Genomic DNA, 14,449 nt, shown 5'->3' with positions numbered 1-14,449 from the left:
CGAGCGTAATACACGTGGCGGCGCGTCCGAAACATTGTCCGAAACGGTTCAGGGAGGGCACAGTGCGGACACACCTATCCCGCGGCATCCGTGGAGTCGTCGCCTCGGTCGCGGCTCTCGGGCTCGCCGCCGCGATGGCCGCGTGCGGGTCCGACGACGACACGGCGCCCGGCTCGTCCGGCGCCGTCACCGCGGCGGGCACCGACGACGGCTCAGAACTGGCCCTGTGGACCCGGGCCCCCCTCGAACTGCAGGCCAAGGCCCTGGTCGAGGCATACAACAAGACGCACAAGAACCAGGTGAAGCTGACCATCGTCCCGAACGACGACTACGTGGCCAAAGTCGGCGCCGCGGCCGGCAGCGGCAACCTGCCCGATCTGTTCGCCGCGGACATCGTCTATGTGCCCAACTGGACCAAGGCCGGGCTGTTCAGCGACCTGACCGAACGGATCGGCCTGCTGCCGTACGCCGACAAGATCAATCAGGGGCATGTCAGGGCCGGCACCTACGAGGACGAGCAGTACGTGCTCCCGTTCGTACTCGATCTGTCGGTGATCTTCTGGAACAAGGCCCTCTACAAGGAGGCGGGCCTCGACCCGGAGAAGGGCCCCACCACCCTGGACGAGTTCAAGCAGCACGCCTTGAAGATCCAGGGCCTGAAGAAGCCGGACACGTACGGCACCTACTTCGGCGGCAACTGCGGCGGCTGCGGCGTCTTCACCTGGTTCCCGATGGTCTGGGCCAGCGGCGCCGAGGTGATGGACGCCGAAGGCACCACGTCGCTGCTCGACGGCCCGGCCGCCCAGCAGGTCTACGCGACCTGGCGTGCGCTGCGGGAAGGCGGGGCGATCGCGCCCGGCTCGAAGGACGAGACCGGCGCCACCTGGGTCGCCGCCTTCCAGGAGGGCAAGATCGGCGTGATGCCGTACCCGGCCACCCTGCTGCCGACTGCGTCGAAGACCGTCGACGTCGGCGTGGCGCCCATCCCGGGGGCGACCGCCGGCACCGGCGCCACCTTCATCGGCGGCGACGGCATCGGCATCTCCAAGGACTCCGCGAAGAGCGACCAGGCCTGGAACTTCCTGTCCTGGCTGATGTCCGAGGCCGCCCAGGTCGAGGTGCTCGCCGCCGGCAACAGCACGGTGGCGCGGACCGACCTGGCCGACAACCAGTACTCGGCGAAGGACCCGCGTGTCGTGACGGTCAACCAGGTCGCGGCGTCACCGCAGAGCAGGACGCCGTACGCGGTCAACTTCCAGCAGGCCTTCAACGCTCCCGGCAGCCCGTGGGTGACCCTGTTCCGCAACCAGGTCTACGGCGATCCCGGGTCCCTCGCCGACGACAACGCCGCGGTGACCGGCGTGCTCGGCCAGTGATGACGATCGACGAGGCGCCGGCCACCGACCGGGAGCGCCGCGGCGGCATGCCCGCCGCCCCGGGTCGCGGCCGGCTGCGGCCGCTGGGACTGCGCGAGGTGACGCTGCGACCCGGTTTCTGGCAGCGCCGCCAGGAGGTCAACCGCACCGCCTCGCTGGCGCACATCGAACGCTGGCTGGAGCGGGCCGGCTGGCTCGGCAACTTCGACGCCGCCGTCCAGGGCCGCCTGCCCGGCGCCCGGCGCGGCCGCGAGTTCGCCGACACCGAGATCTACAAACTGCTCGAAGCGATGGCCTGGGAGCACGGCCGCACCGGCGACCCCGGGCTGGACGCCCGGTACCGGGCCATCGTGCGCCGGGTCGCCGCCGCCCAGGAACCCGACGGCTACCTGAACACCAACTTCGGCCGGTCCGGGCAGCAGCCCCGCTACAGCGACCTGGAGTGGGGCCACGAGCTCTACTCGTTCGGCCACCTCATCCAGGCCGGCGTGGCCCGGGCCCGCACGCACGGCCCGGACCAGCTCGTCGAGGTGGCGATCCGCGCCGCCGACCACGTCTGCCGGGTCTTCGGCCCGGACGGTCTGCCCGCCGTCTGCGGGCACCCGGAGATCGAACCGGCGCTGGTCGAGCTGTACCGGGTCACCGGCGACCAGCGATATCTCGAACAGGCCCGGCTCTTCGTCGAGCGGCGCGGCCGGCAGACCCTCGCCGACATCGAGTTCGGGCGCGCGTACTTCCAGGACGACATGCCGGTGCGCGCCGCCGGGGTGCTGCGCGGCCACGCCGTACGCGCCACCTATCTGGCCGCCGGGGCGGTGGACGTGGCCGTGGAGACCGGCGACACCGAACTGCTCGCCGCGGTCTCCCGGCAGTGGCACGCGACGGTCGCCCGGCGCACCTACCTCACCGGCGGCATGGGCGCCCGCCACCAGGACGAGGCGTTCGGCGAGGACTTCATGCTGCCGCCCGACCGGGCGTACTCGGAGACCTGCGCCGGCGTCGGCTCGGTGATGCTGGCCTGGCGGCTGCTGCTCGCCGAGGGCGACGTCCGGTACGCCGACCTGATCGAGCGCACGCTGTTCAACGTCATCGCCACCGCGCCGTCCGACGACGGAACCCGCTTCTTCTACACCAACACCCTGCACCAGCGGACGCTCGGCACCGAACCACCCACCGACGCCCCGGTGCCTCGCGCCGCCTCCACCCTGCGGGCGCCCTGGTTCGAGGTCTCCTGCTGCCCGACCAACCTGGCCCGGACCTTCGCGAGCCTCGCCGCCTACGTCGCCACCAGCGACGACGACGGGCTGCAGCTCCACCAGTACACGCCGGCGCGGATCCGCACCGAGCTGCCGGACGGCCGCACGATCGGGTGCGAGATCGAGACCGACTACCCGGCGACCGGCCGGATCACCCTCCGCGTCACCGAGGCGCCGGACACCCCCTGGACGATCACGCTGCGCATTCCCCGCTGGGCCGCGGGGGCGACGCTGGACGGGGTCGCGGTCGCGCCCGGCCACGTCCGGCTCCGGCGGCGCTTCCACCCCGGCGAGACCGTCGTACTCGACCTGGCGGTCCGGCCCCGGCTGACTGCCGCCGACGCCAGAATCGATGCGGTACGCGGATGTGTGGCGATCGAACGGGGGCCGGTGGTGTACTGCGCCGAGTCCGTGGACCTGCCGGCGTACGTGCCGGTCGAAGCGCTGCGCCTCAACCCGGGGGTGGCCCCCGTGGACGCCGACGGCGGGGTGGTGGTGGCCTGCCGGGTCACCTCCCTGCCGGACGAGGACTGGCCGTACCCGCCGCCGCCGGGACGCGGGAGCGACGTCGACTCGATCAGGGTGACGCTCCGGCCGTACCACGACTGGGCCTCCCGCGGACCGTCCACCATGCGGGTCTGGCTGCCGTCGACCGTGCAGTAGGTGGTTGGGATCCGCGCCATCGGGTACATCCAGGGCGTACCGAACTGACGTGGAGGTGCCCGATGGCGTTCGATGACAAGGTTGGCAACAAGGCCGAGGAAGTCGGCGGCAAGGTCAAGGAAGGCGTGGGCCGGGCTACCGACGACGAGCGCCTGGAGGCCGAGGGCAAGGCCGACCAGACCAGCTCGAACCTGAAGCAGGCCGGTGAAAAGATCAAGGACGCCTTCAAGTCCTGATCCTGCGATCGGACCGGGCCGGGCACGCGATGCGTGTGCCCGGCCCGCTGCTGTCCGCGGACCTCAGCCGGCCAGCCGGACCGCCAGCTCGATCTGCCAGCGGGTCTTCATCCGCTCGGTGCGGGGATCGGTCAGGTACGCCTCGTACCGGCAGCCGAACCGGTCGCCGGCCGGGTCCTCGGCGACGTCGAGCGGGAGCTTCTCGTCGCGGGCCCACTCCAGCAGCATCCGGTTCGCCCGGCGGCCGTGCCCGACGTACGTCATCGTCGCGTAGCGGCCCGCCGGCAGCACACCGGCGGCGACCCGCTCACCTGCTGCCACGGTCCCGTCGGTCAGCACGCCGACCTCGACCTCCATCGAGCCGGCCATGTCGACCACCAGCAGCCGGAAGAACGTGAGCCCGTGCGGGACGCCGCGCTCGTCGAGCCAGGCGTAGAGCTCCTTCATCAGCTGGTCGCGGACCGCGAACATGCCGCCGAACGGGGTGACTGTCCGGATGCCCACGTAGTCGCGGCCGGCGATGGCCACGACCCGGGGAGCCTCGATCACCTGCACAGTGGAGCAGCTTGTCAGCTGAGGCCGCTCAGCGCAGCCCCGCGAAGAGGTCGTTCTCCGGCAGCGGCGCGCCGGTGGTGTCGTGGACCCGGACGTAGCACTCGGTGCCCATCACCGCGTCGAAGGTCTCCCGGCCGAGGCCGATGAAGAACGCGCCGTCACCCTGGCTGGCGTGCGCGGCGAGGGCGTCGAACTTCTGGTCCAGCACGGCGGACACGTCCACCCAGGTGTCGATCTCCTCGTCCGGCAGGCCCATCGGCGGCTGATCCTGCGGGTCCGGGCCGTCCAGGCCGAGGCCCATCTCCCGCATCCGCTCGCCGACCTGCTCCATCATCGACCGTGGGATGGTGCTCCAGTAGACCTTGGCCGGGCTGTCGGCCAGCTCCACCGCGGCCATCGTGACCCGGTGCACCTGGATGTGGTCCGGGTGGCCGTACCCGCCGTTCTCGTCGTAGGTGATCAGGACGTCCGGCTGGTACCGCCGGATCAGCTCGGCGAGCCGCTCGGCCGCCTCCGGGACCGGCGCCGCCCAGAACGCGCCCGGCGCCTCGTTGCTGGGCCAGCCCATCATCCCGGAGTCGTGATAACCGAGCAGCTCCAGGTGCGAGACCTTCAGCGTGGCGCAGCTGGCCTCCAGCTCCCGCTGCCGGGTCGCCACCACGGCCTCCGGGTCGTGACCCTCATCGCCCGGCTTGACGCCGTTCGGGCCGTCGCCGCACCGGCCGTCGGTGCAGGTCACCACGACCGTGGTGATCCCCTCGGCGGCATACCTGGCGAGCACGCCGCCGGAGCCGGTCACCTCGTCGTCCGGGTGGGCGTGCACTGCCATCAGCGTCAACGGGCGGTCGCTCATCAGATCACCCTATGCCCGGCCCGGCGGCCCGCCATGATCGGCGACACAAAGTGTCGGACCTCGACCGCATAATGCGCTCATGTCGTACGCCGATCTCACCCTCGCCGCCTGGCTCGACCTCTCCGACGAGGCCGCGGAGCGCACCGCCGCGGCCATCGCCCGGGACACCGGCGCCAAGCTTGTCGGGGTGAGCCGGCGCTCCTCCACGCGACAGCCCGGCCGCACCGCGTTCCTCGAGCGTGACGGCATCCGGTTCGCGCTGGTGCCGGGTGGCACCGCCCGGCTCGGTCACGACGCGGCGCGGTTCACGCCGACGGCCCGCCAGGCCGCCGACTTCGCCGAGGCCGCCGCGGAGTGGGACATCGAGGAGCCGCTGCACGGCTACCTCGATCAGGTCACCTCGCCACCGCGTGACGTGGTGCTGCCCGCCCTGCTCGTGGCCGTCCGGGCCGCGCAGACCGACGCGCTGGTGACCGCCGACGAGGACGACGAGGACTACGACCACGCCTGGATGCTGGCCGGGCTGGCGCGGCGCGGCTGGCGCCCACCGACACCGGACGAGTGGGAGTGGGCGTGCGGGGCGGGAGCGACCACGCTGTTCCGCTGGGGCGACGACTATCCCGAGGGCGAGCCCTACGGCGACGTGCCGCTGATCCGGGAGCCGAACCGGTTCGGGCTGGTCATCGCCGACGATCCCTATCAGAGCGAGTTCACCACCGACCCGGCCGTGCTGTGCGGCGGGGACGGCGGTTCGGCGCTCTGTGGTGGCTACGGGAGCTTCTTGAGCTGGATCACGCTGGCCACGGCGTTCCGGGAGCCGGAGCTGGCGGAGACCGTGGCGGACGGAGGGCTCACCGAGGAGACGCCGGTCCGCCCGGTGCTGCCGATCCCCTGAGCGGCGGCGCTGATTCCTCTCCGGCCGGGGGCTGATGATCTGCTCGCCGGCCGGGTGCCGTGACTGCGACGAGTCGCTGCCCGTTGAGCGATATGTCAGCAATCATCACGGAAAGAGGTGGCCATGCGCCTGTTCATCCGGCCGCTCACTGCGGTTGCCGTCGGCACGGTCCTGGCGGCCACAGCCGCGCCTGTAGCGTCCGCCGCCCCGGAACCCTCCGCCCCTCCTGCGCCTTCTGCCACCCCGGCGGCTCCTGCGGCTTCCACTGCCCCTGAAATGGCGACTGCGGCCTCCGCCGTCGCTGCGGCTTCCGGTGCTCCTACGGCTTCCGGTGCTCCTACGGCTTCCGGTGCTCCTGCCACTGCCGGTGCCCCTGCTGCGCGGGCGGTCAGCATGGTGTTGAACGTGTCGGCCACCACGGTCAGCCGGGGTGCCACGGTCCGGTTCAGCGGACGGGTGTGGCGGGCGCAGACGGGGAATCAGGCGCCGGTCTACTTCTACTTCCAGAAGCGCGGGACCGCGACGTGGAGCCCGGCAGGGTCGGTGCGGGCCGACAACCGTGGGGATTATGTGAAGCTGGTCCGGGCCGCCACCACGGGAACGTGGAAGGCGGTCTACCGGGGTGGCGCCGAGCGGGCGCCGGCGGCTCGCGGGCGGGTGGTCAACGTGTTGGGGACGGTGCCGCGGCAGATCGCGGCGTACACCGCGCCGGCCAGCGCCTGGCAGAGCCCCCGGCTGCGGATCCCGACGAAGCAGTACCGGGCCGTGGCGACCTACCGGTGTCCCGGCTCCGGGTGGCTCTACCTCACCTGGAACGGGGACCACAGCGCCTACGAGTCGGTGAGCTGGTCGAAGGCGTCCGGCACGGTGACCTTGAACGGGCATCAGGGTGCTCGCTCGGGCTACTTCGACGTCGCGACGTGGATGGACTGCACCTGGTCGCTGAAGGTCTACTCCGGAACCGTCCGGGTCCTCGTCTGACCTCTCGCCCCGCGACCGGACCCCCGGCGCAACGCCAAAGGATCATGCCCTCGCCGGCCCGGCGGCCTCGGCCGGCAACCACGCACCTGAAACGGCCAAGGATCATGCGTCATTGCCGGCCGAGTGGGCTCGGCTGGTTGACGTGGGCGGTGATACTGGCCGCGGCGCCCGGGCAGGCCGGGCCCGGAGGGAGCGGACCTATGACGCAGCCGCCGAACCCGGACGGCGCGGGCACCAACGGCAGCCCGGCATCCGGGTCCGCCAGGGTCCCCGGTCAGACGGCAGCGCCCGGCGGGACGGCGATGCCGGCCGGTTCGGCAGCTGGAGGGGTTTACGGCAGTCCGGCGAAGGCGCCCAGGAGCCGGCGGACGCTGCCCGCTCTGCTGATCGCGGCGCTCGCCGCAGCCGGGGTGCTCGGCGGCGGCGCCGCCGCGCAGCTCGCCCGGGACCTGCCCGCCCCGGAGCTGACCACCGAGATCAGCGCCACTGTGCGGGTCCCCGGCAAGCCGGCCGCCATGCCGTGGCCCGCGAAGGGCTCCGCCGAGCTGATGATCGAGGGTCTGGGCCGTCTCGGCGGCTCCGGTACCGGCCCGGCCCAGCCGATCGGCAGCGTCGCGAAGGTGATGACCGCCTACGTCGTGCTGAAGTCGCATCCGCTCGGCGACGGCCAGGACGGACCGGAGCTCACCGTCACCGCAGAGGACGTCGAGGACTACGAGAGCCGCAAGGCCACCAATCAGTCCCTGGTGCACGTCGAGGAGGGCACCGAACTCACTCAGCGCGACGCCCTCGAGGCGCTCATGCTGCCGTCGGCCAACAACATCGCGCGCCAGCTGGCGATCTGGGACGCCGGCAGCGAGGAGGCCTTCGTCGACCGGATGAACGCCGCCGCCGACCAGCTGGGCATGGCGAACACCGAGTACAGCGACCCCAGCGGCTTCCTGCCGACCACCGTCAGCACCGCCGCCGACCAGGTGATCCTCGGCCGGGCGGCGTTGAGGCTGCCGTCGTTCGCCGAGATCGTCGAGCTGCCCGAGGCCACCATCCCGGTGGCCGGGACGATCAGCAACTACAACGATCTGCTCGGCGAGAACGGCGTCTTCGGCATCAAGACCGGTTCCACCGACGAGGCCGGCGGCTGTCTGCTCTTCGCCGCCCGGCTGAAGGTGGGCGCACGCACGCTGATCCTGGTCGGCGCGGTCTTCAACCAGCCGGGCGCGAACACTCCGCAGCAGCTGGCCGCGACCAACAAGGTGGTCCGCAGGCTGCTCACCACGGTGCGCAAGACCGTCAAGGAGCACGAGCTGCTGCCGGCCGCGCCGGCCGGGCGGGTCGAGACCGAGTGGGGTGAGACCGCCACGATCAGCCCGGAGACGCCGCTCAAGGTGGTCGGCTGGCCCGGCCTGGCGGTGCCGGTCACGGTGCGGACCACAGCGCCGGCCGCGGGGCTCGCCGCCGGCCAGGAGGTCGGCGTCGCCGAGGCTTCGGGGGTACGCGTGAAGCTGCGCACCGACGCCGCCACCGCCGACCCTTCGCTCTGGTGGCGGCTGACCCGCCTCGACTGACCGCCACCGTCCGCTACGCCGCTTTGCGGACCCGCGCCATGGTCTTCACCTTCGCCGTCGCGCGCCGGGTCCGGCGCCGCCGCCTCTCCTGCGTCGCCAGCTGGTCGCGGCGCTTGTCCCAGAGGCGGCGGACCGCGGGCAGGACCTCGGAGACCGCCGGGATGCCCGGTTCCGGGGCCGGTTCGCCGACCGCGAGCGCCGGGGCGGAGCGGGCCAGCGAGCCGGCCATCCGGTCGATGTCGGTGATGATGGAGCCGGCGAGGACCAGCACGGCGGTGTCGTCCATCTCGGTGCGGACCTTGCGTACCGTGCGCCGCCGCGCCTCGATCAGCCCGTCGACCAGTTCGCTGAGGTGGCCGGCGTCCCGGGTCGGGTCGGTGTTCGGGTCGGCGACCAGGGTGGCGTGGGCGGCGAACGCCTCGGAGGCCGCGGTCAGCACCTGGCCGATCTCCTCCAGCACGCCCGCGGAGTACGCGCCGGCGGACGCGTCGAACATCGACCGGGCCACCGAGTTCACCTGGTGCACGCCGTGTTCCAGCGCCCGCAGCGTCTGCTGCAGCGGCAGGACCCGCGCCACCGGCGTGGTCAGCGACCAGCGGGCCTGTTTGACCAGGTCCTCGACCGCGGCGACCGCGTCGTCGAGGTCGTCGTCGAGTTCGCGGGACCGGGCCAGCCAGTCGGCGGCCTGCTCCCGGCGGTAGCCGCCACGGACCCCGGCGCCGAGGTGGCCCAGCAGCACCGCGATCTCGGTGGAGAGGTGCGCCAGCTTGACCCGGGCCCGTTCCAGCGGGGTGTGCCCGCCGACCAGCGGTGACAGGATCACGCCGACGACGATGCCGAGAGCGGTCGTCGCGACGCGCTGCCACACGAAGGCCTCGGTGACCGAGCCTGCGGCGACCAGGATGCCCAGCGAGGTGGCCGGCACCGCGACCGAGCCGTCACCGAGGCGCAGCAGGCGCCCGGCGGCCAGGCCGCAGCCGGCGATCACCGCGATCGACCACGGGGTGAGGCCGAACATCTTCCAGACCCCGACCGCGACGGCGATGCCGGCCAGGGTGGCGATCAGGCGCTGGGTGCCTTCCCGCAGCGAGGCGTGCGAGCTCAGCTGCACCGACAGCGTCGCGGAGATGGCCGCGGTCACCGGGCCGACCAGGTTCAGTACGTCGGCGGCGGTCCAGGCGATGCCACCGGCGATCGCGGTCACCAGCACCGAGCGCACGGCCTCGGCGTCGATCCGGTTCAGGCAGCGCCGGGCCAGCCGCCGCAGCCGGGCCGGCAGGTGTGGCCGCAGCCGGGTGACGGCGGCCCGGCAGGCCGCTTCCACGGCGGGGCGGACCTTGCGGCGCAGCACGGTGGCGACGATCGCGCAGAGCGCGAGTCCCACGGCGACGAGGGTGAGCGGATCGGCGTACGGGACCGGCGTCAACGCGGAGGTGACGAGGTACTGGAGCACGGGTGAGGCTTTCTCTCTCTTCACTATCTGTTACGACCAGACCGAAATTACTTTCGGCGAGGCCGACAAATAGGTGATATGAGGAGAATGTGATGGCCGTCGCGTCACTAAGGGCGTAGGGCGTGCACTCTTTCGATGGTGCCCGCCTTGAGCCTTTCCGCCTCCACGATCTTGAAGCCCGCCGCGTCGACCAGAGGCAGTTGGCGGCGGGTGAAGTGCTCGCCCGCGGCCGGCACGGTGACTCGTTCCAGCAGCCACTGCGCGGCTCTGACCGGCGGCGAGCTGCCGCCGATGTGGTCGAGCAGGAGCAGCCGCCCGCCCGGGGCCAGCACCCGCCGCATCTCATCGATCGCGGCCCGTGGCTCGGGGATCGTGCACAGCGACAGCGCACAGACCACGGTGTCGAACGAGCCGTCGGCGAACGGCAGATGCTCGGCGTCACCCTCGCGCAGGTCGACGGCGAGACCGAGCGCGGCCGCGCGCTGCCGGGCGAACCCGAGCATGGCCGGGCTCAGGTCGATGCCGGTCAGCGTCACGCCGGCCGGGTAGTGCGGCAGGTTGCGCCCGGTGCCCACCCCGACGTCCAGCACCCGGCCGGTGGCGCGGGCACCGAGCCACTCGCGCCCACCGGTGAACCAGTGCCGCTCCAGGAAGGCGATCTGCCGGTCGTAACCCGGCGCGCTGCGGTCCCAGACCCGGCGGGCCTTTGCGGTGCGCGGTGACTCGTCCATCAGCCGGCCGCCTCGGAACGCGGTGACTCGCCCATCAGCCGGCCGCCTCGTAGTAGGCCTTCATGGCCGGGTAGTAGTCGTCGAACACCGGTTGCGGCGAGCCGTCCCGGGCGGCGACGAGCATGTCCAGGTAATACTCCCAGCCGGGGCCGACCTCGCCGAGGCCGGCCAGGGTCTCGACGTGGTGCACGAAGGTCAGGACGGTGCGCCCGCCGGTCTCCGCCAGCAGCAGCTCGACGTGCCAGGAACCGGCCTCGTCGGTGCTGAACAGGCCGAGCCGGCGCGGCTGCTCGCAGGCCTCGATGCGCATGTCCATCCAGGGTGCGCCTTCCTCGTACGCCATCTGCACCTGGACGGTGCGGCCCGGGGCCGCCTCGCCCCGCCAGGACCCGAACCACCTCGCGGTCCGGCCGGGGTCGGTGAGGTCGGCCCAGATCTCCTCGATGCCGGCGTCGAAGGAGCGGGTCAGCACGAGGTCGTGGCCCCGGTCGGTGGGCACCAGGCGCCCGGTCGGTTCGCTCGTCATGCCGCCCAGTCTGGCCCACCCGGCCCGGCGGGGCTGTCCCGTAACGCGTTCAGGCGACCGGTCAGGAACATCCGCTCGGCACCGTTGCCGGTCAGGAGCAGCGCTTCCTCGTACGATCGGATTGCCTCGGGAACGCGCCCCAGCTGTCGCTGGAAATCCGCCCGGGCCGCCGCGAGATAGCTGTAACCCGCCAGGGCAGGCTCGCCGAGCAGCGGCTCGAGGGCCGCGAGGCCCGCTTCCGGACCGTCCCGCATGCCCACCGCGACCGCCCGGTTGAGCCGGACCACCGGCGACGGCCACAGCTTCGCCAGCACCCCGTAGAGGCCGGCGATCTCGTTCCAGTCGGTGTCCGCCCAGCTCGGCGCCTCGGCGTGCACGGCAGCGACGGCCGCCTGCACCGCGTAACGACCCGCCGGCCCGCTCAGCGCCTCGCTCAGCAGTGCCGTCCCCTCGGCCACGAGGTCGCGGTCCCACCGGCTGCGGTCCTGCTCGGCGAGCAGGAGCGGCCGGCCGTCCGGGGCGGTCCGGGTGTGCCGCCGGGCATCGGTCAGCAGCATCAGCGCCAGCAGGCCGGCCACCCCCGGGTCGGCCGGCAGCAACCGCCGCAGCAACCGGCCCAGATCGATCGCCGCGTCCACCAGGTCCCGGCGCATCAGCTCGGCGCCCTCGGCCGCGGTGTGCCCGGCGGTGAAGACCAGGTGCACCACGTCGAGGACCGCGCCGACACGGACCGGGAGGTCGGCGGCGCCGGGAACGCGGTACGGGATGCGCGCCTCGGCGATCTTCCGCTTGGCCCGGGTGATCCGGGCGGCCATGGTGGACTCCCGGACCAGGAAGGCACGGGCCACCTCGGCCGTCGACAGGCCGCAGAGCAGGCGCAGGGTCAGCGCCACCCGGGCCTCGTGGGCCAGCGCCGGATGGCAGCAGGTGAAGATCAGCCGCAGCCGGTCGTCGCCGACCGCCGGCGGGTCGTCGCCGTCGCCCGGTCCGGGCAGCACGTCGTCGAGGACGAGCAGCGGCAGCGAGCGCCGCAGGACCGACTCCCGGCGCAGCAGGTCACGGGCCCGGTTGCGGGCCACGGTGGTGAGCCAGGCGCCGGGACGGGCCGGCACGCCGTCGTGGGCCCAGACCCGCAGAGCCCGGGCGTACGCGTCCTGCGCGCACTCCTCGGCCAGGTCCAGGTCACGTGTCACGCGCACCGTCGAGGCGAGCACGGCGGCCCACTCCCGACGGTGTGCGCCCGCCACCGCGGCGGCGACGTCGGACCCGGTCAGCTGGCGTCCCAGACCGGGCGGACCTCCACGGCGCAGTGCTCCCAGGCCAGCTCGGGCAGCCGGCGGGCCATCGCGATCGCCGCGTCGAGGTCGGGCGCCTCGACCACGTAGTAGCCGCCCAGCACCTCCTTGGTCTCCAGGAACGGGCCGTCGGTGACGGCCGTGCCCCGCAGAGTGGTGGAGGTGGCTGCCGGCCGCAGCCGGTTGGCGTCGAGCATCGCGCTGCCCGCCACGGCGGCGAACTCCCGGTGACCGGCGTCGCGGCGCTCGATCTCGTCCGGGGTCAGCGTCTCCCGCTCCTGCTCGTCGCCGTGGATGAGCAACATGTACCTGGCCATGGTGTGCGTCCGTCTCGTCGGGGCCCGGTCGGCCCGTTCATCGAACCGACGATCGGGCCCCGCCGCCATCGACAGGTGAGGTGCGAGCACTTTCGCCGCCGGGGTCAGGGCTTGAGCACGACCTTGATGCAGCCGTCCTGCTTGTTCTTGAAGATCTCGTACGCGTGCGGCGCGTCCTCCAACGGCAGCCGGTGCGTGACGAGGTCGTCCACGCCGAGCGGGTCGTCGTCGCCGGTGAGCAGCGGCATGATGTCGTCGACCCAGCGCTTCACGTGGGCCTGGCCCATCCGCAGCGTCACTCCCTTGTCGAACAGGTCCATCATCGGGATCGGGTCGGCCTGGCCGCCGTACACACCGATGATCGAGACGGTGCCGGCCCGGCGTACCGCCGCGAAAGCTGTGTTCAGCGCGGCCATCCGGTCGATGCCGAAGGTGTCGACGGCCTTGCGGGCGACCGCGTCGGGCAGCATCCCGGCGGCCTTGACCGCGGCGGCCTGGAACGGCGAGCCGTGCGCCTCCATGCCGACCGACTCGATGACGCCGTCGGCACCGCGGCCGTGGGTCAGGTCGAGCACCGCGGCGGGCACGTCGATGTTGTCGGTGTTCAACGTCTCGATGCCGTGCCGCTGCGCCATGGCCAGCCGTTCCGGCACGTTGTCGGAGGCGATGACCCTCTCGGCGCCCAGGTGGCGGGCGATGCGGGCGCACATCTGGCCGATCGGGCCGAGGCCGGTGACGAACACCGTGTCGCCGGGCTTGATGTCGGCGTACTTGGCGGCCTGCCACGACGTGGTCAGCACGTCGGAGAGGAACAGGTACCGCTCGTCCGGGTGGTGGTCCGGCACCTTGATCGGGCCGAACTGGGCCTGCGGCACCCGCAGGTACTCGGCCTGGCCGCCGGGCACCTGGCCGTACAACTTGGTGTAGCCGAACAGCGAGGCGCCCTTGCCCTGGTCCTTGTTCTGGGTGGTCTCGCACTGGGCGTAGAAGCCCCGCTTGCACATCCAGCAGTACCCGCAGGAGATGTTGAACGGGATCACCACCCGGTCACCCGGCTTGATGTGGGTGACCTCGGACCCGACCGCCTCGACGATGCCCATCGGCTCGTGGCCGAGGATGTCACCGGAGTCGATGTACATCCCGAGGACGTCGTAGAGGTGCAGGTCCGAGCCGCAGATGGCGGTCGAGGTGATCCGGATGATCGCGTCGGTGGGTTCCTGGATCGTGGGGTCGGGGACGGTCTCGACCGAGACCTTCGCCGTACCCTGCCATGTCAAAGCTCGCATATGTCTTTGCTTGCCCCCGAGGACCGCGATCAATCGCCGGCGCCGGATCAGTCCTCGTCCTCGCAGTCACGGCCCTGCGCGATCAGCTCCCGGAAGTTCGCCATCTTGTTCCGGATCACCCGCAGGTCCTCGTCGAGTTCGGCGCGCCGCCGGTGCAGCCGTTCCTCCTGTTCCTGGAGGATCCGCAGGCGCTGACCGGCGTGCTCCGGGGTGCCCGGGCCCAGCGTGACGAACTGGCGCACCTCGGCGACCGGCATGCCGGTGCGGCGCAGCGCCTGGACCAGCCGGACGAACCGGACGGCCGCCGGGCCGTACCGGCGGCGGCCGTCCGAGGCCCGCCCGACCAGCGGAAGCAGGCCTTCACGTTCGTACCAGCGCAGGGTGTCGGGGGTCAGGCCGGTCAGCTCCGACACCTCCCGGATGCCGAGCATGGTGGTCGCGGAGATCGTCACCCGGCAAAA

General features: G+C 72.3%; 15 protein-coding genes. 6 read left to right on the top strand and 9 right to left on the bottom strand.

Going from position 1 to position 14,449, the window contains the following annotated elements; genetic code table 11:
- The first annotated feature begins 62 nt into the window (after positions 1-62).
- From AC0NH5_RS05110 to AC0NH5_RS05100, 3 genes are all read left to right on the top strand, one after another.
- Positions 63-1,376: an ABC transporter substrate-binding protein gene (locus AC0NH5_RS05110; RefSeq protein WP_474400501.1), complete on the top strand. Its 1,314-nt coding sequence runs from the start codon at positions 63-65 to the stop codon at positions 1,374-1,376.
- Entirely contained in the window at positions 1,376-3,295 is a 1,920-nt protein-coding gene (locus AC0NH5_RS05105) for a glycoside hydrolase family 127 protein (RefSeq protein WP_474400500.1), read from the top strand. Before AC0NH5_RS05110 ends, AC0NH5_RS05105 begins: the two co-directional genes overlap by 1 nt.
- A gap of 62 nt (positions 3,296-3,357) precedes the next feature.
- Positions 3,358-3,531, top strand: coding sequence for a CsbD family protein (locus tag AC0NH5_RS05100; RefSeq protein ID WP_474400498.1), 174 nt, complete (start codon positions 3,358-3,360; stop codon positions 3,529-3,531).
- 63 nt (positions 3,532-3,594) lie between these two features.
- On the opposite strand, the gene AC0NH5_RS05095 is transcribed toward AC0NH5_RS05100, so the two are convergent.
- Together AC0NH5_RS05095 and AC0NH5_RS05090 are read right to left on the bottom strand one after the other, a co-directional pair.
- On the bottom strand, positions 3,595-4,080 hold the full coding sequence (locus tag AC0NH5_RS05095; protein WP_474400497.1) for a GyrI-like domain-containing protein: 486 nt from the start codon (positions 4,078-4,080) through the stop codon (positions 3,595-3,597).
- A 34-nt stretch (positions 4,081-4,114) separates the two neighbouring features.
- On the bottom strand, positions 4,115-4,939 hold the full coding sequence (locus AC0NH5_RS05090) for a PIG-L family deacetylase (RefSeq protein ID WP_474400496.1): 825 nt from the start codon (positions 4,937-4,939) through the stop codon (positions 4,115-4,117).
- Positions 4,940-5,018: 79 nt separating this feature from the next.
- On the opposite strand from AC0NH5_RS05090, the gene AC0NH5_RS05085 reads away from it, so the two are divergent.
- The 3 genes from AC0NH5_RS05085 to AC0NH5_RS05075 all read left to right on the top strand — a co-directional run bounded on the left by AC0NH5_RS05085 (position 5,019) and on the right by AC0NH5_RS05075 (position 8,380).
- Entirely contained in the window at positions 5,019-5,834 is an 816-nt protein-coding gene (locus tag AC0NH5_RS05085) for a hypothetical protein (protein ID WP_474400494.1), read from the top strand.
- A gap of 405 nt (positions 5,835-6,239) precedes the next feature.
- Positions 6,240-6,815 (top strand): hypothetical protein, encoded by a 576-nt coding sequence (locus AC0NH5_RS05080; RefSeq protein ID WP_474400492.1) that lies wholly within the window; start codon positions 6,240-6,242, stop codon positions 6,813-6,815.
- Between the two features lie 200 nt (positions 6,816-7,015).
- Positions 7,016-8,380, top strand: a complete 1,365-nt coding sequence (locus tag AC0NH5_RS05075; RefSeq protein ID WP_474400490.1) for a D-alanyl-D-alanine carboxypeptidase family protein — start codon at positions 7,016-7,018, stop codon at positions 8,378-8,380.
- Positions 8,381-8,393: 13 nt separating this feature from the next.
- Here the strand turns inward: AC0NH5_RS05075 and AC0NH5_RS05070 are convergent, their stop codons facing one another.
- The 7 genes from AC0NH5_RS05070 to AC0NH5_RS05040 all read right to left on the bottom strand — a co-directional run bounded on the left by AC0NH5_RS05070 (position 8,394) and on the right by AC0NH5_RS05040 (position 14,440).
- Entirely contained in the window at positions 8,394-9,833 is a 1,440-nt protein-coding gene (locus tag AC0NH5_RS05070) for an FUSC family protein (protein WP_474400488.1), read from the bottom strand.
- Positions 9,834-9,940: 107 nt separating this feature from the next.
- Positions 9,941-10,564 carry a class I SAM-dependent methyltransferase gene (locus tag AC0NH5_RS05065; RefSeq protein WP_474400486.1) on the bottom strand — a complete coding sequence of 208 codons (624 nt, stop codon included), beginning with the start codon at positions 10,562-10,564 and terminating at the stop codon, positions 9,941-9,943.
- Positions 10,565-10,598: 34 nt separating this feature from the next.
- Positions 10,599-11,090, bottom strand: coding sequence for an SRPBCC family protein (locus tag AC0NH5_RS05060; protein WP_474400485.1), 492 nt, complete (start codon positions 11,088-11,090; stop codon positions 10,599-10,601).
- A complete protein-coding gene (locus AC0NH5_RS05055) occupies positions 11,087-12,304 on the bottom strand; it encodes an RNA polymerase sigma factor (protein WP_474400483.1) in 1,218 nt (405 codons plus the stop codon). The genes AC0NH5_RS05060 and AC0NH5_RS05055 overlap by 4 nt, the downstream gene beginning before the upstream one ends.
- A 56-nt stretch (positions 12,305-12,360) precedes the next feature.
- Positions 12,361-12,702: a YciI family protein gene (locus AC0NH5_RS05050; RefSeq protein ID WP_474400481.1), complete on the bottom strand. Its 342-nt coding sequence runs from the start codon at positions 12,700-12,702 to the stop codon at positions 12,361-12,363.
- A 104-nt stretch (positions 12,703-12,806) separates the two neighbouring features.
- Positions 12,807-13,988: a zinc-dependent alcohol dehydrogenase gene (locus tag AC0NH5_RS05045; protein ID WP_474400479.1), complete on the bottom strand. Its 1,182-nt coding sequence runs from the start codon at positions 13,986-13,988 to the stop codon at positions 12,807-12,809.
- A 47-nt stretch (positions 13,989-14,035) separates the two neighbouring features.
- Positions 14,036-14,440 carry a MerR family transcriptional regulator gene (locus AC0NH5_RS05040; protein ID WP_474400477.1) on the bottom strand — a complete coding sequence of 135 codons (405 nt, stop codon included), beginning with the start codon at positions 14,438-14,440 and terminating at the stop codon, positions 14,036-14,038.
- Positions 14,441-14,449 lie beyond the last annotated feature (9 nt).

Source organism: Actinoplanes sp. 13, from assembly GCF_056134165.1.
This window is presented reverse-complemented; position numbering and strand designations above follow the sequence as displayed.

Coding starts and splice junctions, on each gene's coding strand:
- AC0NH5_RS05105 (WP_474400500.1), top strand. CDS start 1,376: ATGACGATCGACGAGGCGCCGGCCACCGACCGGGAGCGCCGCGGCGGC.
- AC0NH5_RS05100 (WP_474400498.1), top strand. CDS start 3,358: ATGGCGTTCGATGACAAGGTTGGCAACAAGGCCGAGGAAGTCGGCGGC.
- AC0NH5_RS05090 (WP_474400496.1), bottom strand. CDS start 4,939: ATGAGCGACCGCCCGTTGACGCTGATGGCAGTGCACGCCCACCCGGAC.
- AC0NH5_RS05085 (WP_474400494.1), top strand. CDS start 5,019: ATGTCGTACGCCGATCTCACCCTCGCCGCCTGGCTCGACCTCTCCGAC.
- AC0NH5_RS05075 (WP_474400490.1), top strand. CDS start 7,016: ATGACGCAGCCGCCGAACCCGGACGGCGCGGGCACCAACGGCAGCCCG.
- AC0NH5_RS05065 (WP_474400486.1), bottom strand. CDS start 10,564: ATGGACGAGTCACCGCGCACCGCAAAGGCCCGCCGGGTCTGGGACCGC.
- AC0NH5_RS05060 (WP_474400485.1), bottom strand. CDS start 11,090: ATGACGAGCGAACCGACCGGGCGCCTGGTGCCCACCGACCGGGGCCAC.
- AC0NH5_RS05050 (WP_474400481.1), bottom strand. CDS start 12,702: ATGGCCAGGTACATGTTGCTCATCCACGGCGACGAGCAGGAGCGGGAG.
- AC0NH5_RS05045 (WP_474400479.1), bottom strand. CDS start 13,988: ATGCGAGCTTTGACATGGCAGGGTACGGCGAAGGTCTCGGTCGAGACC.